This is a genomic window from Bradyrhizobium sp. (genome assembly GCF_004799405.1).
GTDB lineage: Bacteria > Pseudomonadota > Alphaproteobacteria > Rhizobiales > Xanthobacteraceae > Bradyrhizobium.
Window position 1 is genome coordinate 44,977 of the sequence record NZ_SSMW01000143.1, and the last position, 24,402, is coordinate 69,378.

Sequence of the window (24,402 nt, forward strand, 5' to 3'; positions counted from 1 at the left end):
CGCGCGCCTTTGCTGCTTTTGTTTCAGAAAGGCAGGATGCCGTCAGGTCGGGCAAATGTCCACCGGGGAGGGACGGTCAAACTCTTCCCGGAGCGGGATCAGCTCAGCGCGAGATTGCGCCGGCCGCTTCAGGCATGAACGGCGCGTGCGCTCACTTCTTCATCGAAGGCGGCGCTGATGTCGCGGATGCTGATCACGCCAATCAGGCTGTAGTCATCGATGACCGGCAGATGGCGGATGTGCTTCTCGTTCATCAAATGACGGGCGTGCTCGAGCGTATCGTTCGACGTGCACGACACCAGTTGCTGCACCGAGATCAATTGCGACACCTTCAGGTTGGCGCCGGCAGCGCCATGTTCGGCGATGGCGCGAACGACGTCGCGCTCGGTAAACATGCCGGCTGCGGTATTGCCCTCGGTGCGGACGACGTCCTTGACCACCAGCGCGCTGATATTGCCGGCGCGCATCAATTGGGCGGCAATGGCAACGGTTTCATTCATCCGCACGGTGGCAACACGTCCGGATTTCTTGCGCAGGATGTCTCCGACTTTCATCGCAACCTCCTTGTCAGGGTGTCTTTAGTCAGGTTGGTATACATTATGCCAATTGTCAATTCAAATACCAAGAGAAGCCGGTTTCTCCCCGACAGAAAAGGCAGGGATATTGACGTTGCTGCGGCGCGCAAAAAAAGAGAGGCGCACCGGAGTGCGCCTCTTATCACATGAGTATGAAGCCTGATCAGGCGGCTCTGACGTCGCGCGCGGTCGCGTCGGTCGTCGCTTCATGGCCCAGGATGAAGGCGCGCCGCATCGGCTTGATCACGAACAGGGCCAGAAGGGCCGCGGTGGCGTTGAGCGCAACCGCGATCACGAACACCGCCTGCCAGCCGTATTTGGCGGCGACGATGCTGGCGATCGGCACCAGCAGCGAGGCGGTCCCCTTCGCCGTGTACAACATGCCGTTGTTGGTGGTGGCGTATTTGACGCCGAAGGTGTCGCCGGAGGTCGCCGGGAACAGGCTGTAGATTTCACCGAACACGCCGAAATAAACCGCGGTCGACAGCACGAAAACAATGGGAACGTGACCGTAGGTCGACAGCGTCAGCAGCATCAGCGCGGCGGTGGCGAAGGCGATGAACATGGTGTGCTCGCGGCCGATGTTATCGGAAACCCAGCCGAAGAACGGACGCCCGAAACCGTCGAAGATCCGGTCGAGCGAAATCGCAAAGGTCAGCGCCGCCATCTGGAAGCCGAGCAGCCCTACCGGCTCATTGGCGATCTTGAAGTCATGAGCGATCGGCGCAATCTGCGCTGCCGCCATCAGTCCGCCCGCGGCGACCATCACGAACACCAGATACATCACCCAGAAGATCGGGCTGCGCAGCACCTGCGGCGGGGTGAAGTCGATCTTGGTTTGCGGCAGATTGAGCTGTTTCTTTTTCGCCGGCATCGCCCGCGACGGTTTGCGCAGGAAAAATGCCAGGATAAAGACGATCACGCCCTGTCCGATGCCGAACGAGAAAAATGCGCTCTGATAGCCGCTGGCGGCGATCATGTTGGCGATCGGCACCACGGTGATCGCCGCACCCGCGCCGAAGCCGGCGGCGGTGGCGCCGGCGGCGAGGCCACGGCGGTCCGGGAACCACTTCAATGCGTTGCCGACGCAGGTTCCGTAAACCGAGCCTGCGCCGATTCCGCCGATGATCGCGGCGATGTAAAGCAGCACCAGCGAGTCGGCGTATGAATTCATCACCCACGCGATGGTGATCATCACGCCGCCAAACGTGATGACGATGCTGGGGCCGTATTTGTCGACGAACCAGGCTTCGATCGGAACGAGCCAGGTCTCCGTCACCACGAAAAGCGTGAAGGCCAACTGGATCGCGGCGCGGCCCCAGTGAAATTTCGCGTCGATGGGATCGACGAACAGCGTCCACCCGTATTGCAGGTTTGCGATCATCGCCATGCAGACGACGCCCATCGCAAGTTGCAGCCAGCGGAAGTATGGGGCTTCTGCCACAGGCGGCGTGGCGGGTTGCGCGGTAGCGGACATAGCTCCTCCCGAGGCACGCTTCTGTTCAAAAGGGAGCGTTGCCAATCGGCATTTTGGTATGTGATATGCCAGAGCGCAAGCGATTAGTCTGACAAAACGATGCGTTGCTTAAAATGTCGCAGAGTGTTGCACCGTTGTCGATATTTCAGGCGCGACCGGCACGAAAAACGGCTCCGAAAACCGGAGCCGTCAGTCGAAAGTAGGGGTTCGGGCGCCAAGTCCGAAACGAACCAGCAACCGCGCAAACGCGGGATTCTCTGGTCTTAAAGCCCGGGATAGGGCAGGTCGCCATTGCGGATCGCGATCCGGGCGCTGGCCATCAACAGGCGGTCGATGGTCGCCATGAGCCGGGCGAACAGGCCACGGGAGGGGACGATCTGGGTGTAGATGGCGTTGGACATTGTGGTCGCCTTTATAGAGAGCTGGGGCGGGCTGCGATGTGATCCGGCGCTAGTGTAGGCATACCAGATGCCAGCAACAATGCTCTTGGTTGCATGGCAGCATATTATCTTTTGCAACGCAACATAAATGAGACAATCTGGTTTCCAAATCATGAAAAAGGCCGCCGGGACAACCGGCGGCTTTGGATTCAGTGTTTGGGAGTAATCGCGGCGAGATCGCTATTCGGCGGCAACCTTGCGCGGTGGATCGAGCGCGCCGGAATCGTGGATTTCCGCCACCTGATGGTCGGTGAAGCCGAGCACCTGGCGCAGGATTTCGTCGGTGTGTTCGCCAAGCAAAGGCGAGCGGGTCACCTCGGTCGGGCTGTCCGACAACTTGATGGGATTGCCGACCGACAGGTACTTGCCGCGCTCGGGGTGATCCACTTCGACCACGGTGCCGGTGGCGCGCAGCGACTGGTCTTCCGCCAGTTCCTTCATCGACAGGATCGGGCCGCAGGGGATGTCATCCTTGTTGAGGATGTCCATCGCCTCGAACTTGGTCTTGGTCATGGTCCATTGTTCGATGCGGGCGAAAATCTCGTTGAGGCGCGTCAGGCGTGCCGGCGGCTTGGCGTAATCGGGATGGGTCTTCCAGCCGGGCTCGCCGATCACGTCGCAGATCTTCTCCCATACCGGCGCCTGGGTGATGAAGTAGATGTAGGCGTTGGGATCGGTCTCCCAGCCCTTGCACTTCAAAATGCGGCCGGGTTGTCCGCCGCCGGAATCGTTGCCGGCGCGCGGCACCGCCTCGCCAAACGGAATGCCCTCGCCGAACTGGCTGTACTCCTTGAGCGGGCCATGGGCGAGGCGCTGCTGGTCGCGCAGCTTGACGCGGGCCAGGTTGAGGACGCCGTCCTGCATCGCCGCGGTAACCTTCTGGCCCTTGCCGGTCACGGTGCGCTGATAGAGCGCGGTGACGATGCCGAGCGCCAGATGCAGGCCGGTGCCGCTGTCGCCGATCTGCGCGCCGGTGACCAGCGGCAGTCCATCGCGAAAACCCGTGGTCGATGCCGCGCCGCCGGTGCATTGCGCGACGTTCTCGTAGACCTTGCAGTCCTCGTACGGGCCGGGCCCGAAACCCTTGATCGACGCCACGATCATCTTGGGATTGATGGCTTGAATTTTCTCCCACGGAAATCCCATGCGATCGAGCACGCCGGGACCGAAATTCTCCACCAGCACGTCGCAGCTCTTGATCAGCGCGGTCAGGACTTCCTTGCCCTTGGGATTCTTGGTGTCGAGCGTGATCGAACGCTTGTTGTGGTTGAGCATGGTGAAATACAGGCTGTCGACGTTCGGCACGTCCTGCAATTGACCGCGCGTGATGTCGCCAACGCCGGGACGCTCGACCTTGATCACGTCGGCGCCGAACCAGGCCAGCAATTGCGTGCAGGTCGGTCCCGACTGGACGTGCGTGAAATCGAGAATGCGAACCCCCTTCAGGGCCTTTGTCATTTTGTTCTCTCCTCAAATACAAAAGTAGTAATCGTCATGCCCCGCGAATGCGGGGCATCCAGCAATCTCCGTCGGTTCGGTCAGGCACTCTTCATCTCGCGATCGTCCGGTGAATACTGGATTCCCCGCCTGCGCGGGGAATGACATTGATGGGTACTTATTTCTTCTTCAGCTTGCTTTGCGGATTGAGGTTGCCGATGCGGCCCGACTCGCTGCCGGCGCCCGGATCGAGCACCGCGTTGATCAGGGTGGGCTTGCCGGAATCCATCGCCTGGTTGACGGCGCGCTTGAGTTCGTCGGGGCTGGTCGCATTGACGCCGATGCCGCCGAACGCCTCCATCATCCTGTCGTAACGCGCGCCCTTCACGAATACGGTCGGCGCCGGATCGTCGCCGACGCCGTTGACGTCGGTGCCGCGGTAAATGCCGTCATTGTTGAAGATGACGATGCAGACCGGCAGCTTGTACCGGCAGATGGTCTCCACCTCCATGCCGGAGAAGCCGAACGCCGAGTCACCCTCGACGCACAGCACCGGCTTGCCGGTCTCGACCGCGGCGGCAATGGCGTAGCCCATGCCGATGCCCATGATGCCCCAGGTGCCGACATCGATGCGCTTGCGCGGCTGATAGATGTCGATGATGCCGCGCGCGAGGTCGAGCGTGTTGGCGCCTTCGTTCACCAGCATCGCGTCAGGGCGCTCCTTCACGATGGTGCGGAGAACGCCGAGGGCTCCGTGATAGTCCATCGGCGAGTTGTTGTTCATCAGGCGCGGCGCCATCTTGGCGACGTTCTCTTCGCGCTTGCTGGCGACCGCGCCCATCCAGTCGGCCGGTGCAGGCGTCCACTTGTCGCCCATTGCGGCGAGCATCGCGGAGACGCAACTGCCGATGTCGCCGACGACGGGTGCGACGATCTCGACGTTCGAATCCATTTCCTTTGGCTCGATGTCGATCTGGATGAACTTCTTCGGGGCGTCGCCCCAGGTCTTGCCCTTGCCGTGCGAGAGCAGCCAGTTCAGCCGCGCGCCGATCAGCATCACGACGTCGGAATCTTTCAGCACGGTCGAGCGCGCCGCGCCCGCGCACTGCGGATGTGTGTCGGGCAAAAGACCCTTGCCCATGCTCATCGGCAAAAATGGCACGCCGCTTTTCTCGACCAACCGGCGGATGGCGTCGTCGGCCTGCGCGTAAGCCGCGCCCTTGCCGAGAATGATCAGCGGCTTTTTGGCGCTCTTGAGCACGTCGAGCGCGCGCTTGACGGAGTCGGGCGCCGGGATCTGTGCGGGCGCAGCATCAATGACCTTCACCAGCGACTTTCTGCCGGCTTCGGCATCCATGACCTGGCCGAACAGTTTTGCGGGCAGGTCGAGATAGACGCCGCCCGGACGGCCCGAGACCGCGGCGCGGATCGCCCGCGCCAAGCCGATGCCGATGTCGGCGGCGTGCAGCACGCGGAATGCCGCCTTGCAGAGCGGCTTGGCAATCGCGAGTTGGTCCATCTCCTCGTAGTCGCCCTGCTGCAGGTCGACGATCTCGCGCTCGGAGGAGCCGGAGATCAGGATCATCGGAAAGCAGTTGGTCGTCGCGTGCGCCAGCGCCGTGAGGCCGTTGAGGAATCCGGGAGCCGACACCGTGAGGCAGATGCCGGGCTTCTTGGTCAGGAAGCCCGCGATCGAGGCCGCGTAGCCGGCGTTCTGCTCATGGCGGAACGAGAGCACGCGAATGCCCGCGGCCTGCGCCATGCGGCCGAAGTCCGTGATCGGAATGCCGGGCACGCCATAGATGGTGGTGAGGCCGTTGAGTTTGAGCGCATCGATGATGAGATTGAAGCCATCGGTCTGCTCGCGCTCGGCTTCGGCTTTGTTGGCGTCGATGCTCTGTACTATTGCGGACATTCCGATTTCTCCCTGATCGTTTCTTGATGCGGACGAGTCCGCCGTCGCTTTAAGTCGTCGTCCGGATTGCAAGGCCGTGGTTCTAAAACAGTCCGCTAAAACAGTTCCTGGCCGTGCGCCTCGACATAAGCGGCAAGGCCGAGGGTGTGGTCGCGGGCGCGCTTTTCGGCGAGTTCAGTGTCACGCTCTTCGAGCGCGTCGATGATCGCCATATGCTCGGGCAGTGAGGTTGCGGTGCGGTCGACGCGGCCGATCGTCAACTGCCGGTAGCCGCGAACGTGCAGCAGGATATCGTTGGTCATATCGACCAGCACCGGCGACTCCGAGAGCGAAATCAGCGCCTGATGGAAAGCGATATTGGCCTTGGAATATTCCTCGATGTGATCCTGCGGCAGACGGTCCTTGCCGAAATTCCTGAAAAAATCACGCAGCGCCGAGATGTCCTTTTTGCGCGCGGTGGTGGTGATCAGACGCGCGGCCATGCTTTCGAGTGCTGCCCAGGCGCGGATCATGTCGACGATCTCGTTCTTGGTGCGCCGGACCACGACAATGCCGCGGCGTGGCACGGTCTTGACGAAACCGTCCTGCTCCAGCATCGCGATGGCTTCGCGGATCGGGGTGCGGCTGACGCCGAGGCGCTCGGACAAAGCGCGCTCGTCGAGCATGACCTGCTCGGGCGTCGCATAGATGTCCATCTTGAGGATGGCTTCCTTCAAGGCCTCGTAGGCCTTGTTCTTGAAGCTGGTCTCGGGCGCAATCCGGACGATCGCAATTTCTGCCTCAGCCATAGTCGGCGGCGCCTTGGTTTGTTTCCGAATAGGCACGACAGATCTCCTCGGTGGGAGACGTCTTTCTACCAGAAGAATTTCTGCACAATTTTTGGCATACCAAATGCCAGAATGTCAAGTTGGCCTGTTTTTCGGCACTTCCAATGCATGGCTTGCCTTGACAACGTGATTTCTGGCATACCAAATGCCATCACGGAAGCGATCCCGATCGGAAGAACAATGCCCTGTGCGGGCGCGCATGCGGCCGGCAATTTTCAAGAAAAATGGACGTCAAGGAGGAAGCCAATGTCGAATCCCAAAGATGCGGTCCGCAAAATACTCGATGCCGTCAAGGCGGATAGACGCACAAGCCTGACCGCGCCGGAAGGCAAGCTGGTGTGCGACGCCTACGGCATCCCGGTTCCGAAGGAGGGCGTGGCCAAGTCCGCCGGTGAAGCGGCGAAGATCGCCACCGATATGGGCTTTCCGGTGGTGATGAAGATCGTCTCGCCGGATATTCTTCACAAGACCGAAGCCGGCGGCGTGATGGTTGGCGTCAAGACCGCGGCCGATGTCGAGAAGAATTACGCGACCATCCTGGCCAATGCCAGGAAATACAAATCCGATGCCAAGATCGAGGGCATCCAGGTCCAGCAGATGCTGCTGGGCGGGCAGGAGGTCATCGTCGGCGCCGTCACCGACGGCTCGTTCGGCAAGCTGGTGGCCTTCGGCCTCGGCGGCGTGCTGGTCGAGGTTTTGAAAGACATCACGTTCCGGCTGGCGCCTGCCACCAAGCAGGATGCGCTCTCGATGCTGGACGGCATCCAGGCCCATGAGATGCTCAAAGGCGTGCGCGGCAGCGATCCGGCCAATCGCGACGCCATCGCCGGCATCATCGTCAACGTCTCGAAGCTGATCACCGATTTCCCCGAGATCGCCGAGATGGATCTCAATCCGGTGTTTGCGACCAAGGACAGCGCGATCGCCGCCGACGTGCGCATCGTCGTCGACTTCGATCCAAAGCCGCCGCGCCCGCGTCCCAACCACGATGACATCGTGCGCCAAATGAACCGCATCATGAAGCCGAAGTCGGTGGCGGTGATCGGCGCGTCCGCCGAGACCGGCAAGATCGGCAACTCGGTGATGAAGAATCTCATCAACGGCGGCTACAAGGGCGAGATCTACCCGATCCATCCCAAGGCCGACGAGATCATGGGCAAGAAGGTCTACAAGTCGGTCAAGGACGTGCCCGGCGAGGTCGACATCGCCGTGTTCGCCATTCCCGCCAACTTCGTGGCCGCGGCGCTGATCGAATGCGGCGAGAAGAAAGTCGTCGGCGCGATCCTGATTCCGTCGGGCTATGCCGAAACCGGCAACATCAAGGGCCAGGAGGAAATCCAGGCGATCGGCCAGAAATACGGCATCCGCCTGATGGGGCCGAACATCTACGGCTTCTATTATACCCATGCCAATCTGTGCGCGACGTTCTGCACCGCCTATGACGTCAAGGGCTCGGCGGCGCTGTCGTCGCAATCCGGCGGCATCGGCATGGCGATCATCGGCTTTTCGCGCTCCGCCAAGATGGGCGTCTCCGCCATCGTCGGGCTCGGCAACAAGTCCGACATCGACGAGGACGATCTGTTGACCTTCTTCGAGCAGGACGACAACACCCAGATCATCGCGCAACATTGCGAGGACCTGAAAGACGGCCGTGCCTTCGCCGAAGTCGCCAAGCGGGTCTCGAAGAAAAAGCCGATCGTGGTGCTCAAGGCAGGGCGCACCTCCGCCGGCGCCAAGGCCGCCAGCTCCCACACCGGCGCGCTTGCCGGCAACGACAAGATTTACGAGGACGTATTCAACCAGTCCGGCGTGATCCGGGCGCGTTCGTTGCGTGACATGCTGGAGTTTGCCCGCGGCATTCCGGTGTTGCCGACGCCGAAGGGCGAGAACGTCGTCATCATCACCGGCGCCGGCGGCTCCGGCGTGCTGCTGTCGGATGCCTGCATCGACAACAAACTGTCCTTGATGACGATCCCGCCCGACCTCGATGCGGCCTTCCGCAAATTCATCCCGCCGTTCGGTGCGGCCGGCAATCCGGTCGATATCACCGGCGGCGAGCCGCCGATCACCTACGTCAACACCGTCAAGCTCGGCCTCGAAGACCCGCGCATCCATTCGCTGATCCTCGGCTACTGGCACACCATCGTGACGCCGCCGATGGTGTTTGCGAAGAACATGGTCGAAGTGAAGAACGCGATGAAGGCCAAGGGCATCGAAAAGCCGATCGTGGCCTCATTGGCCGGCGACATCGAGGTCGAGGAAGCCGCCGACTATCTCTACCAGAACGGCATCGTCGCCTACGCCTATTCGACCGAAATTCCGGTCGCGGTGCTGGGGGCGAAGTACAAGTGGGCGCGCGGGGCGGGGCTGTTGTAAGAGGACTGGAATAGCCGACGCGTCAGGTGCGCATCGTTGCGGCGCGTTCTTCTGTGCGACGCGATCGCGCTACATGCGGGCTCATGCACCGTAGCAGGCAGACGCGCGCCCATTGCGATGTGTGACGATGTGGGATTTACTTCGAGCCTGGGTTCGCCGCTTGAGGGAGACCGACATGAAAGAGCCGCTGCCGCTTAAGGACGCCAGCCACCTCTACGAAGTCGAGCGTCGTGCCCAGCACGCCGCGCGGCCTGGCTTTCGTATTTCGGAGTTGCAGCTGTCGCCGACCCAGAAGGTGCCGTGGCACACCCATACCAACGTCTCCGACACGTTTTATATTTTGGAAGGGGAGATGAGGCTGTTCCTCATGGACCCCAAGGAAGACGTGCATCTCAAGCCCGGAGAGGTTTACGCCGTCAGGCCCAAAAGACCGCATCTCGTGACCAACAGCGGTGCGACGTCACTCACATTCCTCGTTCTGCAGGGCGTGGGTGAGTACGACTATGTTCCGCTGCTGCCGCGTTAGCGGCGCGCCGTCCGAACGACGTACGGTCGCGGGTCAAGGGACGGCGAGAGTTCATAACGCCTGGCGCACGCCAAGGCCGAGCATAAAGCGTTCCCTGATTTGCACGGGATCCCGGCGGGTTTGTCCGGTTCCCGGCTTGTCGTCGATGCGCACGGCGATCAGCGTCGGCACCGTGGATGTCAGGGATTGATCGACCAGACGCTCGAAGTCCTCTTCGTCCGCCGCCCAGGCGCTGTTGGCGAGACCTGAGCCTTGCGCGATGGCGACGATGTCGGCCACAGCTGCGGCCGGCGTCGGTTGCGCGCCGGTGATCTGGTAGACGCCGTTGTCCATCACGATCATGGTGAGGTTTTTCGGCGCCTGCGTCGCGATGGTCGAAAGACAACCCATTTGCATCAGCAGCGAGCCGTCGCCTTCGAGCGCGAAAACCCGGCGCTTCGGCTGCGCCAGTGCGACGCCGAGCGCAATCGGGAAGGCGAGGCCCATGCTGCCCAGCATGTAGAAATTCTGCGGCCGATGGCCGGCCGCCCACAGGTCGAAATTGGTATTGCCGATGCCCCCGACCACGGCTTCTTCATGCTTGAGCTTCGCAACCAGCCTCGAAGTGAGATCGAACCGGTTCATCACCTTGGTGTTGCGGGCGGGGGTGTTGGTGCTCATGGGCTGGCTCACTTCTCGATAGTTCTGTTGGCGGTCAACAGCGGCGACAGGATCAGCGCCACCGGCGCCTGCGTCGTGATCGCCTGCTTGATCGAGCGGTCGACGATGAACTCGAACTCATCGAGCCGGGTGCAGGTGTGATGTTCCATCGCCAGCGAGTTCAGCACCGGCCGCATGGTGCGGCACACCAGCGATTGCCCATAATTGAATTCGCCGAGCGTGCCGCGTTCCGACACCAGCATGATCAGCGGAATCTGGTAGGGGATCGCCAGCGAGGCCAGCACGTTCGCCAGGGTGGCAAAGCCTGAAGTCTGCATCAGCACCGCGCCGCGCAGGCCGGCCATCCACGCGCCGGAGACGATGCCGACGGCTTCTTCCTCGCGCGCGGTGGGGAAGGTGGTGAAGAACGGATCGGCGTGAAGGTTCTTGATCAGGGTCGTCAACACGCGGTCGGGAACATAGGGCACCAGCCGGATGTCGTTGCGCTTGAGCCCTTGCAGCGCCACGTCATGCCAGGCTTGAGCTGAGGTTTGTGCCGCGGCAGCCGCCATCGAATTCCTCCCGTTAACTTCGCGGCGATTTCATTCGCCGCGTGACCGCCGGCGGTCTTGTCGACGCGCCGAAACTTGACGTGATCGGCGGGATTGTCAACATGCCCGGGACGTAGCCGTGACTTGCGCCCGACGGTGGTGCAGGCGGTATGCGGACGTGCGATAAGTCGAAAAAATATCGGGAGAGACGCCATGGGCCAATGGTTCCGGATTTTTGCCGCGGCAGCGGCGATGTCCATCGCCGGCGGCATGGCGTCCGCGCAGTCGCCGTTTCCGTCGAGGCCCGTGCACATTTTCGTGCCGTATGCCGCCGGTGGCGCGGTGGATATCCTGACGCGTACGCTGGGCGATGTGGTCTCGCGGCAGTGGGGCCAGGCCGTCGTGGTCGAGAACCGGCCCGGTGCGGGCGGCGTCATCGCCTCGCAGGCGCTCGTCACCTCGCCGCCGGACGGATACACGCTGATCGTCGTCGCCAGCGGTCATCCGACCAATTCGTTTCTGTACCCCAAGCTGCCCTACGACACCTTCAAGGATTTCACGCCGATTTCGCTGTTGGCCTCGTCGCCAAATATCTTGCTGGTGCGCGCCGATTCTCCGTACCGGACGCTGGCCGACCTGATCGCGGCGGCAAAGGCCAAGCCGGGCAGTCTTTCCTTCGCCCATGCCGGTACCGGGACATCGACGCATCTGGCCGGCGAACTTTTGAAGAGCCTCGCCGGGATCGATATCAACGCCATTCCCTACAAGGGCGGCGCGCCCGCGATCAACGATCTCCTGGGCGGGCAGATTCCGATGTCGTTCAACAACGGGCCGGAATCGGTCGGACAATTGGAGGCCGGCGCGCTGCGGGCGCTTGCCGTCACCACGGCGTCGCGGGCGTCGTTCCTGCCCAACGTGCCCAGCATGTCCGAAACCGTCCCCGGCTACGACACTGAAGTTTGGTGGGGCCTGCTCGGGCCGGCCGGGCTGCCATCAGACGTGGTTGCCAAACTCTCGCACGATTTTGTCGCGGCCTTGAACACCGACGACGTCAAGGCGCGCCTGACCAAGCTCGGTGCCACGCCGATCGGCAGCACGGCGCAGCAATTCGAAGCCAAGATCCACGCCGATTACGAGAAGTGGGGCCCGATCATCAAGGCCGCCGGCATCAAGGCCGAGTGATGCGGTGGATGCGCCGATGATCCCCGCCTGTCTGCCGCCGCGCGCCGTCAGCCGGCCCAAAGTGCCGCCGCCGCCTGATGCCTGCGACACCCATGCCCATGTGTTCGGACCGGCGAACCGGTTTCCGTACGCCGACGACCGCAGCTATACGCCGCCGGACGCGCCGCTCGACACTTATCTCGCGATGTTAGATGCCATCGGCTTTGCGCGCGGCGTGCTGGTGCAGGGCAGCGCCCAAGGCCGCGATAATTCGGCGATGCTGGATGCGCTTGCGCGCAGGCCCGACCGGCTGCGTGGTGTCGCGGTCGCGGAAGCCGACATCGCGCCGGCTGAACTGCGCGAATGGAACAGCCTCGGCGTCCGTGGACTGCGGTTCAATCATTTCTTCCGCGACGGGCAATTGCACTATCGCGGCGGTGTGCCGCTGTCGGCGGCCCAGGCGCTGGCGCCGGTGATGGCCGAACTCGGCTGGCATCTTCAACTCTGGATCGACGTCAAGGATTTGCCTGAGACTGTTTCGGCCTTGAAATCGCTGGGCCTGCCGGTGGTGATCGATCACATGGGCCGGACCGATGCGCGCGCCGGCACCGGCACGGAAGGTTTCCATAGCCTGCTGCGCGCGGTCGCCGACGGCTGGTGCTGGGCCAAGCTGTCAGGCGCCCACCGCATCAGCCGCAATGCGCCGGATTATCCCGATGCGCAGCCGTTTCATGCGGCACTGGTGAAGGCCAATCCGGAACGCCTGGTATGGGGCGGCGACTGGCCGCATCCGCGTGTCGAGGGCGAGATGCCCGATGCCGGACATCTGTTCGAATTGTTTCAGGCGTGGACGCCCGACCAGGCGACGCAGCATCGCATCCTCGTCGCCAATCCCGCCAGGCTCTATGGATTCCCCAACTGAAGGCCAACAATGTCCGTCAACAACAAGCGCGTGTTCTACGTCAAATACTTGCCGAACGAGATCTATGCCGAGATGCTGCGGGCGCGCCCCGATGTACGGCTCGACCGGCTCGAGAATGACAGCCCGGACGAGGTTTCGTTGCCGATCCTGGCCGCGGCGCACGCCTATCAGGTCGGTGCGGCCCGCGATGAACTGGCGCGCCATTTCCATGTCGATGCGGACCTGCTGCGCCGCGCGCCCAACCTCCTGATCGTCTCCAGCAACGGCGCGGGCTTCGATCCCGTCGATGTCGAGGCCTGCACGGCGGCCGGCGTCGTGGTCGTCAACCAGTCCGGCGGCAATGCCAACTCGGTGGCCGAGCACGCGCTCGGGATGATGCTCACGCTGTCGAAGCGTATCATCGAGGCGGACAGGGCGCTGCGGCGCGATCCCAATGTCAACCGCAACGCCTTGATGGGCACGGAGGCGCAAGGCAAGACCATCGGCATTGTCGGGATCGGCAATGTCGGCCGCCGCATCGCCGAACTCTGCAAGGGCCTGTTCGGCATGAAGGTGCTGGCCTATGACCCCTTTCTTTCGGCATCCGAAATCGCCGCACGCGGGGCCGAGAAGGTCGAACTCGACGATCTGCTCCGCCGCTCCGATTACGTGTCGATCAATTGTCCGCTGACCAGGGACAACCGGGGCATGATCGGTGCGCGGGAATATGCGCTGATGCAGCCGCATGCCTATTTCATCACCACCGCGCGCGGTTTCATCCACGACGAAGCCGCGCTGCTGGAGGCTTTGCGCGACAAGCGGATTGCCGGCGCCGGCCTCGATGTCTGGTCCAAAGAACCACCGCCGGCGGACCATCCGCTGCTGCAACTCGACAATGTGCTGGCGAGCCCGCACACCGCCGGTGTCACCAGGGAAGCGCGGATCAACATGGGAAGGATCGCGGCCGAGCAAATTCTCGACGCGCTCGACGGCAAGCGGCCGCCGCGCCTCATCAACCCGGAAGTTTGGCCGGCTTACGCCCGGCGCTTCGAGCGCGTTTTCGGATTTACGCCGAACTAGCGTTTAGGGCCGTTTTCCGGGAAAGAAAATTCAACCCTGGCCGGTTCGACTGCGGCAACAAATCCACTGTGAATCAACATTGGGCGGTAGGCCCGTTGCTATTTTCGCCGCGCCCTCGACAACCTATGCCGGCGGGGCCATTTTCGGTTTTGCGCATTTCGTTGCGGAACAGGCGTTCCGCCGCGCACCAGGAACAGGCGATATGCAACGGTTGAATTCATTGCTGCGTTCCGCGCCGTCCCGGATCGGGCGCCGGTTGGCCGAGATCGTCGCCATCGCGGCCGCGAGCCTGCCGGCGGCGGGCGCCTAGACGTTTTCCGCCACGCGACGCCTGTTCTAAAGATTTGCCAGCCCGATCAAAACCAGTCGCACGGCGAGCGTGAACCCGACAAATGCCGTTAAAGCTATCCCGGCCGTGCGATAGATATTGACCGGCGGCTGCAGGGAAAGGCCGACCGCATGGCTTAGCCGGCCGGCCACGAAAATCGCGCTCATGATTTCGATCCCCAACCGGTTGCCGCCCATCAACTCCAGCAATGCAAAGCCGGCGATGAAGATGGCGGCATTCTCCGCGAAGTTTCCGTGACGCCGGATCGCCTGCAGAAGGGCGGGGTTTCCGCCATCGCTCAGCGATTGGCGATTTCTGCGGCGCGCCACAACGACGGTCAGCATCAGGGCCATCTGGATGAAAATCAGGATGCCCGCCGTGAGCGCCGTGACGACCGGCAAATTTGCCGCATGCATGATTGTTGCCCCCGTTGGCTGAATGAAACTATCCGGCCGGTTTCCCGGTCTATCAGTAGATATAAAAACTATAGTGACTTGTCAAACGATAGATTATTCGCTGACGTCAGGGGCGGGTATGCCGCTCGCCCCAGCGCTTCAGGGTCTTGAGGACCGGGCGCAGCTCGCGCCCCTTCGGGGTGATCAGGTATTCGGCCCTCGGCGGATGATCGGAATAGAAACGCCGCTCGACTATTCCGCTGTCTTCGAGGATCTTGAGTCGCGCCGACAGGGTGTTCGGGCTAATTCCCGCCAGCGACTGCTCGAGGTCCTGGAACTTGCGCGGTCCATCCAGCACCAGGTCGCGCAGGATCAGCAGGGTCCAGCGCTCGCCGACCACCTCGAGCGTTCGCGCGATCGGGCAATATTTGTCGGGGCGTGCCGTCATGGTTTCAAGCCTTGTGCGGGGCGCGGGAGATCACCGAGGCAATGATAATACAAAACCAGAAGTGACTGCTAGATTCATTGTAACTGGATGGCAACAACATAGCGGCGCCGCAGGCCTGCGATGCGGGCTGCAACGCCCGCCGGCCGATCATGCCAGCGCTGCCGCCGCCGCTTGCGCATCCGGAACCACGTCGTAATCGTAAAGCCGCCTGCGAAACTCGGCGTGGGCGGTGATCTCGGCATCCCTGACGCCGAGGTCGGAATAGGCGGAATCGTAGCGCAGTCCGCTCTGGCGGGCGCCGCGCTGCACCTCTGCCACCCGCTCGCGGCGAAGCTGCTCGTAGGCGAGCAAAGCGCGAGGAGCCGTAGTCCGGCTGGTGCGCGCCAGGATGATGGCGAGCGCCATGCCGTCTTCGATCGATTGATTGGCGCCCTGTCCGAGATGCGGAAGCATCGGATGGGCGGCGTCGCCGAGCAGGCTCAATCTGCCCTCGGTCCAGACCGGCAGCGGCTCGCGATCGTACAGCGCCCATCGGAACGTCGTCTGGACGTTGCGCAACACCTGATCGATGCGCGGATCCCAGCCTGCGAATTCCCGCCTGAGAACCTCGGGATCGCCGGGCGCCGACCATGATTCCTTCATCACTTCGTCCGTCGGCACGAAGCCGACATAGTTGATCATTTTTCCCGCGCGAACCGGGAAGACGAGGAAATGCCTTCCGGTACCGAGCCACATCTGCCAGCGCTCGACAGGCCAATCCGGAATGCGCTCATGCGGCACCAGCCCCCGGTAGGCGACCGAGCCTGAAAATGTCGGCTGGGAGGAGGGGAAAACATAAGGCCGAAGCTCGGAATGGATGCCGTCGGCGGCGATCACAAGATCGGCTTCTGCGCAAGCGCCGTTGGCAAACGACACCCGCGCGGTACGGCCGTCCTGCTCAAAACCGCTGCAGCGATGTCCGGTATGCACCACGCCCGCCGGGAGTGCCGCCGCCAGCATATCGACGAGGTCGGCACGGTGCATCCCGAAGGTCGCGTTCCAGCCGGAGGAGTCCGTCACCTGCACCGGCGCAATCGGCGCGCCGTCGTGGCGGAAGTAGCGGGAATTCGGGCCGACGCGCGCGCCCCATTTCTCCACCATTGGCTCCAGCCCGACCCGTTGCAGATGGCGCACGCTGTTGGGGGTGAGGAAGACGCCGGCCCCGACCTCGCCGATGGCAGGCGCCTGCTCGTAGACCGAGACCTCGAGACCTTGGCCAACCAGCGCGTTGGCCGTGAACAAGCCGCCGATGCCGCCGCCGACGATCAGGATACGGGGACGGGACTGCGCCATTTAATACCTTGTGATGGGATGGATGAAAAAGATCGGCCGCGGCGTTGTATCCTCCCACAGACCAAGGCATTTTGCCATCGAGCGCGGTGATAGCTGCCGCGACGCCGGAAGAAAGCCATTGCATGTCCAACGCGCATACTCAGCCTTTGGCTTTCGCTACCCGATACGCAACGATGTCGGCGCTCTGGCTTGCGTTATCTTCATTGGTATTCGGTTCAGCGCGCGCCGAAGACTACCCCGATCATGCGGTCAAGATCATCGTGCCGTTTGCAGCCGGCGGGACGGCGGACGCGGTGCCGCGGCTGGTCGGCGACTGGCTGTCGCGCAAATGGGGCCAGCCGGTCATTATCGAAAACCGCACCGGAGCCGGAGGAAACATCGGCGCGGAAGTGGTCTATCGTTCGACCCCCGATGGCTACACGCTGCTTTGCTCGCCGCCGCCGCCGCTGGTGATCAACCAGAATCTCTATCCCAGTCTCGGGTTCGATCCGGCCAAATTCGAACCTGTGGTCGTGATGGCGCACGTGCCGAATGCGCTGTTCGTCAATCCCGCGTCGGTTGCGGCATCGAGCGTGCCCGAACTGATCGAATACTTGCGCAAGAACCCCGAGAAGGTCACGGCGGCCACGCAAGGCAACGGGACCACGTCGCATCTCACGGCCGAACTGTTCCAGGCGATGGCCAAGGTGAAGATGCGCGCGATTCCCTATCGGGGATCGGCGCCGGCGCTGCAGGGCTTGCTCGCCGGCGATGTCGATCTGATGTTCGACAATCTCGGGGTTTCCTTGCCGCTGGTCGCGGCCGGCAAACTCAGGCTGCTCGCAGTGGCATCTGCCCAACGCCTGCCGTCGCTTCCCGATGTGCCGACGGTCGCCGAAACGCTGCCGGGCTTTCAGGCGATCGCGTGGTACGCGATCGTGGCGCCGCCGGGAACGCCGAAAAACATCACGGACAAGATCAATGCAGATGTGAACGAGGCCCTGCGTCAACCCGAGTTGCAGGACCATCTCAGGAAGCTGTCGGCGGAGATTTTCGGCGGCTCGGTCGAGAAGACGACGAAGTACATGCAGGAAGAGGTCGAGCGCTGGGGCAACGTGATCAAGGCAGCGGATATCAAGCTGCAGTGATCGACGTGCCTGGCGTCAAAGCGTGATCCGCGCCAACGGCCACACCACCATCGCCCACAGGATCGTCCACACCATCGCTGTAATGAACAGCAATGGCAGGAAACCGAGAAATGTTTTGATCCTTGCCAGCCAGCCCTGGCCGGTGCTCGCATAGACCAGCCCGTTCCATGTCGAGTACAATGGCCAGCCAAGCAAAGCTTTCGTTGGACCCACCTTGACCAGTTTCATGGCGAGATTCCCCCGGCGTTCTGCCGTCGATCAATTCAGCGGAAATATCGCAAAAAATGATTCGCCAGAAGCGCCACTATTTGGCGCAACTGAGGGTTGACGTTCAATTTGCACTTGACACCAGGCAGACTCACGCCGATGCGCTCGCGACGATGGTGCACGGGGAGATCAAAGAAAATCCAGCGACGACCAGCGTGAACAGGTTGAACTGAACTCGTTGCAGTCGCGGGGGCTGGTGGATGTTCCGGGGATGGGGTGATCTCGTTCGCCAGGCCACAAATTTGCGCCGAAGCGGCCGTTCGGCGACATCGACAAGGGATCTTGCCGGAGTTGTGGTGACCTTGTCGACGCTTTGCCTGCCCGCTGAAGCGCTCGGCGCCGCTACAGGGATTCAGGCAGCATTCCGATGGTCACGGGCTTTTCATCCAATTGTCGCGCTGCACTAGTCCGCGCAACTTGTGGGCTTGGGAAAATCCAGTTGCATCAGTGTACGGAAGGGTTAGGCTTAACAGAAAAACCGCCTCGATACGTAACCGGGCGAAATGTCGGATCGAAAAGGTTTGGCTGCGCTCTTGCCGATGGGCAGGCGGCGCCACAGGGAGGGGTTGCGATGACCAACGCGGTACACGCTTTGCCGGACAACTCGCGCCGGCAATTCTTGAAGGCAACGACATTCGGTGTCGCGGGGGCCGCGCTCGGCGTGCGCCCCGGTGTTGCAGCGCCGAAGACCATGTCAATCATGCACGAAAACTCGTTCATCAAGACCTATGACGAGTATTTCCAGAAGACGCTGATCCCGGCCTACGAGCAGCTCACCGGCGTCAAGATAAAATACGAGTTGGTCAGCGTTGGCGGCCTGCAGACCCGTGTCACCACCGTGGCAGAAACCGGATCGGGTCCGGACATGACACTGAACTTCTTCAACTGGCCGTTCCTGTACGAAGAGAAATACGTCGATGTCGGCGATGTCGCGGAGGAGGTAGGCAAAAAAAGCGGCGGCTGGCATGACGCGGCAAAGGAGGCCGTCATCGTCAATGGCAAGTGGAAGGCGATCCCGTTCGGCAATGTCGGGCAGTTGATGAACTGGCGCACCGACTGGTTCAAGGAGGCCGGTTACGACAAGTTTCCCGATACGTGGGACGAGCTTCTGGAGGCCGGCATCAAGCTGAATGCCAAGGGGCATCCCTTTGGCTTTGAGCTCGGTCACGGCTTCGGCGACAATCACGGCTGGCTGTATCCGTTGTTATGGTCCTATGGGGGGCGCGAGGTCGAGCCCGACGGCAAGACGGTGGTGATCGATTCGGCCGAGACGGCGCGTGCGGTCGATTTTGCCCGCACCTTCTTCCAGAAGACCATGCTCGAGGATGTGCTTGGCTGGACCGATCCTAACAACAACAAGGCCTATTTGAGCGGACAAATATCCTGCACCAACAACGCCGAGAGCATCCTGTGGGCGGCGAAGCGCGATTTCCCTGAGATCGCCAAAGCCACCGACCAGTCGCTCAATCCGAAGGGGCCGGGCGGCCAGCGCTTCCACATCCTGGCGCCGTGGAGTCACTCCATCTTCAGCCACACCCCGGATCAGCAGGCCGCGAAAGACTTTCTGCGCTGGTTGATGGAGCCGGCGCAGGTCGGCGGATGGTATGCCTCGGCCGACAGCTACTACGCGCCGTTCCTGCACGCCTTCGACGACGCGCCGCTGTGGCATGTCGAGCCGCGCAACATCCCGTACCGGGAATCACTCGCCACCTCGCATCTGCCGGGCTGGCCGGCGCCGATCAGTCGCGCCTCCTCTGAGAGCGTCGCCAAATACGTCGTCGTGGACATGTTCGCCAAGGCGTGCGCCGGCAAGTCGACCAAGGAGGTGATCGCCGATGCCAACACGCAGCTGAAGCAGATCTACCGGCCCGCCTGAGCGTGTCGGCGCACAGCGAACCGATAGCGCTTCCGGCCACCCGCCGGCGCCTGCTGCCGGCCCTGCGGGAGTGGACCGAGCGCGAGGAAGTCTTCAGCTTGCTGATGATCCTGCCGCCGATGGCCTTCCTGATCGCGCTGGTCGGCTATCCCTTCGTCTACGGCATCTGGCTCAGCCTCGAGAATCGCCCGGTCGCCCAGCCCGGCACCTTCATCGGGCTCGGCAACTTCATCACTGATTTCCACGATCCGACCTTCTGGCAGGTGGTGCAGAACACGTTCGTCTATACCGGCGTGGCGACGGTATTGAAGATGGTCGGCGGCCTCGGACTCGCGCTGGTGATGAACCAGGCCTTCCGCATGAAGAACCTGGTTCGTGCGGTGCTGCTGCTGCCGTTCATCGTGCCGACCGTGTTGTCGACCATCGCCTGGATGTGGATCCTCGATCCGTCCTTCAGCGTGATCAACTGGCTGCTGGTGCACGGCGGGATCGCCGACCGCGGCCCCTCCTGGCTCGGCAATGGCAGCTGGGCGATGTTTTCCCTGATCGTGGTCAACACCTGGCGCGGCCTGCCTTTCTACGCGATCACGCTGCTCGCTGGCTTGCAGACGATTCCGCTCGAACTCTACGAGGCCGCGACGATCGATGGCGCCGGTGCGCTCGATCGCTTCCGCTACGTCACTTTGCCGCTGCTCAAGCCGGTCGTCTTCATCGTGACCATGTTCTCGCTGATCTTCACCTTCTCCGACTTCCAGCTGGTCTACGTGCTGACGCGCGGGGGGCCGGCCAACGCCACCCACCTGTTCGCGACCTACGCGTTCGACATCGCCATGAGCGGCGGACAGTTCGGCCTCGGCGCCTCAGTCGCGCTCGCCATGCTGCCCCCGCTGGCCCTGCTGATCATCGCGCTAGCGCTGTACCTGAGGAAGGCGTGATGGTCGAGGATGACGGCTGGCCGGTGCGCGCGCTGCGGTTGTGGCTGCCGCTCGGATTCTTTCTGATCTTCGCGCTGTTTCCGTTCTACTGGATGGCGATCACGTCCCTGAAGCCGAACCAGGAACTGTACGATCCCCAATTGATGCCGCTGATCGTGCGCCATCCCACGCTCAAGCACTATGTCGACCTGCTCGGCGAAACGGATTTCCTGGTCTGGACTTGGAACACGATGCTGGTGGCGACGGTCTCGACCGCCATCTCGCTGGTTTTCGGCACCATGCTTGCCTATCCGCTGGCGCGAATGAACTTCCCCGGCAGCGCGCTGGTCTCGTTCGCGGTGGCGGCGACTTATCTCGTGCCGCAACCGCTGCTGTTCATTCCGATGGCCGAGATCATCGAGCGGATGGGGCTCGGCAACACGCTCACCTCGGTCATGCTGACCTATCCGACCTTGCTGATACCGTTCTGCGCATGGCTGTTGATGGGTTATTTCAAGAGCGTCCCCCGCGAGCTGGAAGACGCAGCGCGGATCGACGGTGCCAGCCGGCTGCAGACAATGTTCCTGGTATTCCTGCCGCTGTGCAAACCGGGATTCATCTCGGCCGGCATCTTCGCCTTCACCCTGGCGCAGAACGAATTCCTTTATGCGCTGATCTTCCTGACCGACACCTCGGTCCGTACGGTGCCGGTCGGTGCCATTGCCGAATTGATCCGCGGCGATGTCTTTTATTGGGGGCAGCTTATGGCGGCGGCGCTGCTAGGCTCGATCCCGGTAGCGATCATTTATTCTTTCTTCGTCGAGCACTACGTGGCCGGCCTGACCGCCGGAGCGGTGAAATAGGCGCCCCGGGACAGCACGGTAGAAACCCAGACGTATTCTATGTAGCAGGGGTCGCCCACACCCTTGGACGCGAGGTGATCCTAATCACGCAGAACGAGCACGATATCCCATTTGACCTTCGGCATCTTCGGTATATCCGTTATCTCAACAATGCCGAGGGAAGCGTTATAATGTATGCAACGCACAGGATAGACGCTTGAAATATCACGACCGCCGTTTTGCCATTGCCCCGATGATGGACTGGACCGACCGGCATTGCCGCGTCTTCCACCGTCTGATGACGCGGCATGCCCGGCTCTACACCGAGATGCTGACGACCGGCGCCATCCTGCACGGCGATCGCCGGCGGTTGCTCGGTTTCGATAGCAGCGAACATCCGGTGGCGCTGCAACTGGGCGGCTCGGACCCGCGCGATCTGGCGGCATCGGCGAAAATCGGCGAGGATTTCGGCTACGACGAAATCAATCTCAATGTCGGTTGTCCGTCGGACCGGGTAAAGGACGGCCGGTTCGGCGCCTGCCTGATGGCGGAGCCGGCGCTGGTGGCGCGTGGCGTCGATGCCATGAAGCGCGCGGTGAATATTCCGGTCACCGTAAAATGCCGGCTCGGCATCGACGAACAGGATCCGGAAATCGCGCTGGATGCGCTGGCGCGCGAGGTCATCGCCGCCGGCGCCGACGCGCTGATCGTCCATGCCCGCAAGGCCTGGCTCAACGGATTGTCGCCGAAGGAAAATCGCGACATCCCGCCGCTCGATTATGACCGGGTCTATCGGCTCAAGGCCGCTTTTCCCGAAGTGCCCATCATCATCAATGGCGGCATCGCGAGCCTGGCCGAGGCCGCGCAGCATCTGGCGCGTGTCGATGGCGTGATGCTGGGGCGTGCGGCCTATCAGGAGCCGTGGCGATTGCTGGCGGCCGATCCTGAATTGTTCGGCGCGGCGGCGCCGCATGCTGCGATGAAAGACGTGTTCGAAGCGATGATGCCTTATATCGCGAACCAGCTTGCGCAAGGCATCCGGCTGCATTCGATCACGCGGCATTTCGTCGGCGCGTTTCATGGCGTGCCGGGGGCGCGCGCGTTCCGCCGTCACCTCGCCGAGAACGGCGTCAAACCGGGCGCCGGCGTCAGCGTGTTGCGCGATGCGATTGCGCTGGTCGAAGATCGCGTCGCGGCCCCGATCGCCGCGTAAATCCTTGTTTGCGCGTATTCTGTTCGCAAAACCGGGAATCCACTTTTGTGGAATACGCGCTAAAGCAAGATGAGTTCTATTTCGATTGATTTGTCCGCAGGCCCGACCACCTCTCCCATTAGGGAGAGGTCGGCGCGTAGCGCCGGGTGTGGGGTTACGGTCTCTCGTGAGAGCGGCGCCCCCTCACCCGATTTGCTGCGCAAATCGACCTCTCCCCGCTGGGGAGAGGTGGACCGAACACGCGAGAGGACTGATTCAATCGAAATTTATCCCGCTCTAGACTAGGGATAGCCGTGCAGCATCAGCCTGTCGGCGCGCACTTCCCAGCTTTCCATCCGGTCCAGAAAGCTCATGCCGAGCAGGTTGGTCTTCATCTGCCCGTGCGGCACCACCAGTGCCGGAACCGAACGCTCGACCAGCTTGCCGATCGCCAGGCGGTCGAGCGTCAACCGGGCTGCCTTGGTATGTCCGCCGGCGGTCTCGACGTCGACGTCATACTCGAGCAGCTCCAGCGGCAACCCGGCCGCCTTCGCCGTCTCATAGGTCAGCACCACCGCGGTGGCGCCGGTGTCGATCACCATCGGGGCGGTGACGCCGTTGATCCTGGCCTGCAGCGCGAATTCGCCGCTTTGTCCGCGCGGGATCTGCACCGCGCGCTCGGGCTTGCGGAACTGGTCGTGAAGCAACTGCGTGACGGTGTCGCTGGCGCGCGCGATCTGGTCGGGATCGCCATAGGCGACCACGGCGCCGGCGGTCGCCATCAGCACGAGAACGACGAGCAGGACACGGCTCACGGCAGGTCTCCGCTGCGCCTGTCCTCGCCAGTCAATCGGCCTTGGCGCGAGCGGCCGGCTCGAGCCGTACCAGTCCGGCTTTCGCCATGCGGGCCTCGAGCCCCGCCATGACAGCCAACCGTTCGGCGCTTTCCATCCGGTGCCAGCGTGCGATCTCCGGAAGCGTTCGTCCGCAGCCGAAACAGAGGTTGGTTTTGGGATCCATCATACAGACTGCAATGCACGGCGTTTCTTTGCTCATTATGGGATAGTGAAATGGTTTCGGTCGCTTGCGCAAGCGCCCCCGTTACAACCCGGTGCCGGCGCTCATGATAGGCTTGTTGCGAGCCCGGCGCTTCTCGTCGGTCACCGTGGCGGCGTTTTCCGGTTGCAGCGGCGGGGCCTCCTCGGACATCGGGCCCAGCGCCGACATCACGCGCTCCGGCGGGAAGGTCACGATCACTTCGGTGCCGATGCGAAGTTTCGATTTCAGCGTGAACGTGCCGCCGTGCATGTCGATCAGGCTTTTTGCGATGGGCAGGCCGAGGCCGGCGCCCTGTTCGGCGGACTTGATCGAATTGGAGCCCTGGCCGAACGACGCCAGTACGATCGGGATTTCGTCTTCCGCGATGCCGGAGCCGGTATCCTTGACGCTGAGATATTGCCCCCCGGATGCTGTCCAACCCGCTTTCAGCCAGATTTCACCGCCTTGCGGGGTGAACTTGATGGAGTTCGACAACAGGTTGAGCACGATCTGGCGCGTGGCGCGCTCGTCGCCCCAGATTCGCGGCATGTTCTGCTCGAACACCTCGTGGATGGTGATGCCGCGGCTGGTCGCGCGCAGCTTCAACAGATGGTGGCAGTCGGCGACGACATGCACCAGCGACACGGCTTCTTCGTTGAGTTCGTAACGTCCGGCTTCGATCCGCGACAGATCGAGAATCTCGTTGATGAGATTGAGCAGATGCACGCCCGAATTGTG

General features: G+C 62.3%; 25 protein-coding genes. 10 read left to right on the plus strand and 15 right to left on the minus strand.

Annotated features, from left to right (window positions below):
- Nucleotides 1-128: 128 nt before the first annotated feature.
- The 6 genes from E7813_RS22655 to E7813_RS22680 form a co-directional block, all read right to left on the minus strand.
- Nucleotides 129-554 (minus strand): CBS domain-containing protein, encoded by a 426-nt coding sequence (locus tag E7813_RS22655; protein ID WP_291577504.1) that lies wholly within the window; start codon nt 552-554, stop codon nt 129-131.
- Between the two features lie 184 nt (nt 555-738).
- Nucleotides 739-2,052: an oxalate/formate MFS antiporter gene (gene oxlT, locus E7813_RS22660; RefSeq protein ID WP_291577505.1), complete on the minus strand. Its 1,314-nt coding sequence runs from the start codon at nt 2,050-2,052 to the stop codon at nt 739-741.
- 263 nt (nt 2,053-2,315) lie between these two features.
- A complete protein-coding gene (locus tag E7813_RS22665; RefSeq protein WP_291577506.1) occupies nt 2,316-2,453 on the minus strand; it encodes a hypothetical protein in 138 nt (45 codons plus the stop codon).
- A gap of 219 nt (nt 2,454-2,672) precedes the next feature.
- Complete coding sequence (gene frc, locus E7813_RS22670) at nt 2,673-3,950, minus strand: formyl-CoA transferase (RefSeq protein ID WP_291577507.1); 1,278 nt, start codon at nt 3,948-3,950, stop codon at nt 2,673-2,675.
- Between the two features lie 157 nt (nt 3,951-4,107).
- Nucleotides 4,108-5,844, minus strand: coding sequence for an oxalyl-CoA decarboxylase (gene oxc / locus E7813_RS22675; RefSeq protein WP_291577508.1), 1,737 nt, complete (start codon nt 5,842-5,844; stop codon nt 4,108-4,110).
- Between the two features lie 95 nt (nt 5,845-5,939).
- A complete protein-coding gene (locus E7813_RS22680; RefSeq protein ID WP_291577509.1) occupies nt 5,940-6,632 on the minus strand; it encodes a GntR family transcriptional regulator in 693 nt (230 codons plus the stop codon).
- Nucleotides 6,633-6,917: 285 nt separating this feature from the next.
- On the opposite strand from E7813_RS22680, the gene E7813_RS22685 reads away from it, so the two are divergent.
- Together E7813_RS22685 and E7813_RS22690 are read left to right on the plus strand one after the other, a co-directional pair.
- Nucleotides 6,918-9,047 (plus strand): acetate--CoA ligase family protein, encoded by a 2,130-nt coding sequence (locus E7813_RS22685; protein WP_291577510.1) that lies wholly within the window; start codon nt 6,918-6,920, stop codon nt 9,045-9,047.
- A gap of 175 nt (nt 9,048-9,222) precedes the next feature.
- Complete coding sequence (locus E7813_RS22690) at nt 9,223-9,573, plus strand: cupin domain-containing protein (protein ID WP_291577511.1); 351 nt, start codon at nt 9,223-9,225, stop codon at nt 9,571-9,573.
- Between the two features lie 51 nt (nt 9,574-9,624).
- Here the strand turns inward: E7813_RS22690 and E7813_RS22695 are convergent, their stop codons facing one another.
- Nucleotides 9,625-10,233, minus strand: a complete 609-nt coding sequence (locus tag E7813_RS22695) for a thiamine pyrophosphate-dependent enzyme (protein WP_291577512.1) — start codon at nt 10,231-10,233, stop codon at nt 9,625-9,627.
- 8 nt (nt 10,234-10,241) lie between these two features.
- Nucleotides 10,242-10,784 (minus strand): thiamine pyrophosphate-binding protein, encoded by a 543-nt coding sequence (locus tag E7813_RS22700; protein WP_291577513.1) that lies wholly within the window; start codon nt 10,782-10,784, stop codon nt 10,242-10,244.
- A 192-nt stretch (nt 10,785-10,976) separates the two neighbouring features.
- On the opposite strand from E7813_RS22700, the gene E7813_RS22705 reads away from it, so the two are divergent.
- From E7813_RS22705 to E7813_RS22715, 3 genes are read left to right on the plus strand one after another with little or no spacing between them, the layout of a single operon-like run.
- The gene (locus E7813_RS22705; RefSeq protein ID WP_291577514.1) at nt 10,977-11,945 is read left to right on the plus strand and encodes a tripartite tricarboxylate transporter substrate binding protein; all 969 of its coding nucleotides are present in this window, start codon (nt 10,977-10,979) and stop codon (nt 11,943-11,945) included.
- Between the two features lie 16 nt (nt 11,946-11,961).
- Complete coding sequence (locus E7813_RS22710; RefSeq protein ID WP_291577515.1) at nt 11,962-12,846, plus strand: amidohydrolase family protein; 885 nt, start codon at nt 11,962-11,964, stop codon at nt 12,844-12,846.
- 9 nt (nt 12,847-12,855) lie between these two features.
- Nucleotides 12,856-13,905 (plus strand): hydroxyacid dehydrogenase, encoded by a 1,050-nt coding sequence (locus tag E7813_RS22715; protein WP_291577516.1) that lies wholly within the window; start codon nt 12,856-12,858, stop codon nt 13,903-13,905.
- A 336-nt stretch (nt 13,906-14,241) separates the two neighbouring features.
- On the opposite strand, the gene E7813_RS22720 is transcribed toward E7813_RS22715, so the two are convergent.
- The 3 genes from E7813_RS22720 to E7813_RS22730 all read right to left on the minus strand — a co-directional run bounded on the left by E7813_RS22720 (nt 14,242) and on the right by E7813_RS22730 (nt 16,408).
- Nucleotides 14,242-14,649, minus strand: coding sequence for an MAPEG family protein (locus E7813_RS22720; RefSeq protein ID WP_291577517.1), 408 nt, complete (start codon nt 14,647-14,649; stop codon nt 14,242-14,244).
- Nucleotides 14,650-14,755: 106 nt separating this feature from the next.
- The gene (locus E7813_RS22725; protein ID WP_291577519.1) at nt 14,756-15,076 is read right to left on the minus strand and encodes a helix-turn-helix domain-containing protein; all 321 of its coding nucleotides are present in this window, start codon (nt 15,074-15,076) and stop codon (nt 14,756-14,758) included.
- Between the two features lie 147 nt (nt 15,077-15,223).
- Nucleotides 15,224-16,408, minus strand: a complete 1,185-nt coding sequence (locus tag E7813_RS22730) for an FAD-dependent monooxygenase (protein WP_291577520.1) — start codon at nt 16,406-16,408, stop codon at nt 15,224-15,226.
- Nucleotides 16,409-16,581: 173 nt separating this feature from the next.
- Here E7813_RS22730 and E7813_RS22735 point away from each other — a divergent pair, with 173 nt between their 5' ends.
- Complete coding sequence (locus E7813_RS22735; protein ID WP_291577521.1) at nt 16,582-17,535, plus strand: tripartite tricarboxylate transporter substrate binding protein; 954 nt, start codon at nt 16,582-16,584, stop codon at nt 17,533-17,535.
- Between the two features lie 15 nt (nt 17,536-17,550).
- Here E7813_RS22735 and E7813_RS22740 read toward each other — a convergent pair whose 3' ends face one another.
- A complete protein-coding gene (locus tag E7813_RS22740) occupies nt 17,551-17,763 on the minus strand; it encodes a hypothetical protein (RefSeq protein WP_291577522.1) in 213 nt (70 codons plus the stop codon).
- Nucleotides 17,764-18,373: 610 nt separating this feature from the next.
- Between E7813_RS22740 and E7813_RS22745 the strand changes: the two genes are divergently transcribed.
- The 4 genes from E7813_RS22745 (at nt 18,374) to dusA (ending at nt 22,647) form a co-directional block, all read left to right on the plus strand.
- Nucleotides 18,374-19,678: an extracellular solute-binding protein gene (locus E7813_RS22745; protein WP_291577523.1), complete on the plus strand. Its 1,305-nt coding sequence runs from the start codon at nt 18,374-18,376 to the stop codon at nt 19,676-19,678.
- A gap of 2 nt (nt 19,679-19,680) precedes the next feature.
- On the plus strand, nt 19,681-20,613 hold the full coding sequence (locus E7813_RS22750) for a sugar ABC transporter permease (RefSeq protein WP_291577524.1): 933 nt from the start codon (nt 19,681-19,683) through the stop codon (nt 20,611-20,613).
- Entirely contained in the window at nt 20,613-21,455 is an 843-nt protein-coding gene (locus E7813_RS22755; protein WP_291577525.1) for a carbohydrate ABC transporter permease, read from the plus strand. Before E7813_RS22750 ends, E7813_RS22755 begins: the two co-directional genes overlap by 1 nt.
- 196 nt (nt 21,456-21,651) lie before the next feature.
- Nucleotides 21,652-22,647, plus strand: coding sequence for a tRNA dihydrouridine(20/20a) synthase DusA (gene dusA / locus E7813_RS22760; RefSeq protein ID WP_291577526.1), 996 nt, complete (start codon nt 21,652-21,654; stop codon nt 22,645-22,647).
- Between the two features lie 281 nt (nt 22,648-22,928).
- Here dusA and E7813_RS22765 read toward each other — a convergent pair whose 3' ends face one another.
- From E7813_RS22765 to E7813_RS22775, 3 genes are all read right to left on the minus strand, one after another.
- Nucleotides 22,929-23,441, minus strand: coding sequence for a TIGR02281 family clan AA aspartic protease (locus E7813_RS22765; RefSeq protein WP_291577527.1), 513 nt, complete (start codon nt 23,439-23,441; stop codon nt 22,929-22,931).
- Nucleotides 23,442-23,472: 31 nt separating this feature from the next.
- Complete coding sequence (locus E7813_RS22770; RefSeq protein ID WP_291577528.1) at nt 23,473-23,682, minus strand: DUF1289 domain-containing protein; 210 nt, start codon at nt 23,680-23,682, stop codon at nt 23,473-23,475.
- A gap of 45 nt (nt 23,683-23,727) precedes the next feature.
- On the minus strand, nt 23,728-24,402 hold a 675-nt coding region (locus E7813_RS22775; RefSeq protein ID WP_291577529.1), incomplete at its 5' end, for a HAMP domain-containing sensor histidine kinase.